The organism is Alteromonas lipotrueae, from assembly GCF_019249255.1.
Classification (GTDB): domain Bacteria; phylum Pseudomonadota; class Gammaproteobacteria; order Enterobacterales; family Alteromonadaceae; genus Alteromonas; species Alteromonas lipotrueae.
The window spans coordinates 1-2696 of the sequence record NZ_JAESDJ010000037.1; the positions used below are offsets into that span (position 1 = coordinate 1).

Annotated in this window: 1 protein-coding gene and 4 tRNA genes; 2 read left to right on the forward strand and 3 right to left on the reverse strand. The window is 43.8% G+C overall.

Going from position 1 to position 2696, the window contains the following annotated elements; genetic code table 11:
• Positions 1–26 precede the first annotated feature (26 nt).
• The 3 genes from KYS23_RS20510 to KYS23_RS20520 all read right to left on the reverse strand — a co-directional run bounded on the left by KYS23_RS20510 (position 27) and on the right by KYS23_RS20520 (position 562).
• Positions 27–102: transfer RNA gene (locus KYS23_RS20510), tRNA-Val, on the reverse strand.
• Positions 103–200: 98 nt separating this feature from the next.
• Positions 201–276 (reverse strand) — tRNA-Val (locus KYS23_RS20515).
• A 210-nt stretch (positions 277–486) separates the two neighbouring features.
• A tRNA-Val gene (locus KYS23_RS20520) sits at positions 487–562 on the reverse strand.
• 313 nt (positions 563–875) lie between these two features.
• On the opposite strand from KYS23_RS20520, the gene gltX reads away from it, so the two are divergent.
• Together gltX and KYS23_RS20530 are read left to right on the forward strand one after the other, a co-directional pair.
• Complete coding sequence (gltX, locus tag KYS23_RS20525) at positions 876–2285, forward strand: glutamate--tRNA ligase (protein ID WP_218420076.1); 1410 nt, start codon at positions 876–878, stop codon at positions 2283–2285.
• 85 nt (positions 2286–2370) lie between these two features.
• Positions 2371–2446 (forward strand) — tRNA-Ala (locus KYS23_RS20530).
• Positions 2447–2696: the final 250 nt, after the last annotated feature.

The following is a 2696-nucleotide window of genomic DNA, read 5'->3' on the forward strand; positions in this document are numbered from 1 at the left end:
CACTTGCCATACACTTTCAAAAAAAGTGGTGGACGCTACTGGGCTTGAACCAGTGACCCTCGCCTTGTAAGGGCGATGCTCTCCCAACTGAGCTAAGCGTCCGATATATCAGAGTTGATTTGAAAAAGTGGTGGACGTCTGCTGTGGCTCGCAACGAAGTTGTTGAACCAGTGACACTTGCCATACACTTTCAAAAAAAGTGGTGGACGCTACTGGGCTTGAACCAGTGACCCTCGCCTTGTAAGGGCGATGCTCTCCCAACTGAGCTAAGCGTCCGAATACTTTTTCTAATAAACAAAATTGGTGACGTCTGCTATGGTTCGTAACGAAGTTATCGTAACGAAGTTATCGTAACGAAGTTATCGTAACGAAGTTATTGAACCAGTGGCACTCGCCAAACACTTTCAAAAAAAGTGGTGGACTTCTGCTGTGGTTCGTAACGAAGTTATTGAACCAGTGGCACTTGCCATACACTTTCAAAAAAAGTGGTGGACGCTACTGGGCTTGAACCAGTGACCCTCGCCTTGTAAGGGCGATGCTCTCCCAACTGAGCTAAGCGTCCATCTTGTTTATTATCTTGCCTAAGCAAGTGGGGCGGTATTATAGAGTCGGTTCTCATACTGTCAATAATAAAATGAAAGAAAAATGACTGTATGCCTGAAAAGTGAACATTTTGCCCTTTTTTTATCTGAATTGATGAAATTGTAAGCGTGATGCGACGCCATGCTATCAAACAAGACTTCATTAAAGCATAAATATAAGTTTCTATTGGTAGCTATATGCCAAGCAAATGCATCGTGCTGCTTTTGTCGTGAAGCGGAGACTGGTAGAATGCGCGCAATTTCACAATCTAATAAAGATAGAGAGTTTTTATCATGTCGGTTGTAACACGATTTGCACCAAGCCCTACTGGCTACCTTCACGTTGGTGGCGCACGCACCGCTTTATATTCTTGGCTACTTGCTAAAAACAATGGCGGCGAATTTGTACTTCGTATTGAAGATACAGACATTGAACGTTCTACGGAAGAAGCGAAGCAAGCAATTTTAGATGGCATGCAATGGCTAGGTTTGACTTGGGACACCGGTCCTATCTTTCAAACTGATCGTTTCGACAGATATAAAGAGCTTATTCAACAATTGTTAGACGAAGGTAAAGCGTATAAGTGCTTTATGAGTGCAGCAGAGCTGGATGCGATTCGTGAAGCGCAGAAAGAACGTGGGGAAAAACCTCGTTACCCGGGGACATGGCGTGACCGTACAGATCACCCCGAAGGCGAACCTTTTGTCATCCGTTTTAAAACGCCATTAGAAGGCACGGTTGTTATTACCGACCACGTACGCGGTAAAATCGAAATTAACAATAGTGAATTGGATGACTTAATCATTCAGCGCACCGACGGCACGCCAACTTACAATTTCTGCGTTGTAGTAGATGATTGGGATATGGGCATCACACACGTTGTGCGTGGTGAAGACCATATCAATAACACGCCCCGTCAAATTAATATTCTGCAAGCATTAGGTGCGCCTGTACCTGAATATGCTCACGTATCTATGATTTTAGGTGATGACGGTAAAAAGTTGTCGAAACGTCATGGCGCAGTAAGTGTTATGCAATACCGTGATGATGGCTTCTTACCTCAAGCGGTACTGAATTATTTAGTTAGGCTAGGGTGGTCACATGGTGACCAAGAGATATTTACTCTTGATGAAATGATTGAGTTATTCAGTTTAGACGCAATTGGTCAGTCGGCTTCTGCATTTAATACTGAAAAATTGATTTGGTTGAACCAGCACTACATTAAAAGCTTACCAGCCAGTGAAGTTGCCACACACTTAAAATGGCACTTTGATGGGTTAGAAGTTGATTTAACTGCGGGGCCAGCACTCGAGTCTGTTATTGCCATTCAAGCTGACAGAGTAAAAACGTTAAAAGAACTTGCTGAGATCTCTACTTACTTTTATCAAGATTATGAAGAATTTGATGCCAATGCTGCCAAAAAGCATTTACGCCCAGTAGCACGAGGGCCACTAGAGCTAGTTAAAGAGAAGTTGATGGCTATTGAAGCGTGGGAGCCGGAAAATATTCAGGCTGCTATTAACGCAACAGCTGAAGAATTAGAAGTGGGTATGGGTAAAGTAGGGATGCCATTGCGTGTTGCTACCACCGGAAGTGGCAATTCTCCGCCTTTAGATGTAACCCTTAATTTGCTGTCAAAAGAGAAAGTTGGCGAGAGAATCGACAAAGCGCTTACTTTTATAGCAAACAGAGAAAATTCATAAAAAAACCGTTGACATAAATGGGGTGGATGCCTAGAATGCGCCCCGCTGTCACGGAACAGTCACACAATAGTGACTATGACACAACGGGGCCATAGCTCAGCTGGGAGAGCGCCTGCATGGCATGCAGGAGGTCGGCGGTTCGATCCCGCCTGGCTCCACCAAATCTAACTACAGTTTTATATTGTGGTTTAGGCTGAAGGTTTTACCTTCGGGCATAAATTCTTTTGTAAGGATAATGTCGCTCAGCTCGCAGAGCTCGCTTCACCTTACAAAAAATCTCAGAAGCGTTGCTTTTGAGTTAAGTTAGGCCGGTAATCTTTGAAATTACCAGTGGCAAAAATTTAGTACTTCTGTAAGAAAAGGTCGTTCGGTTCGCGGAGCTCACCTCTCCTTACAGAAATTTAGTGAAGT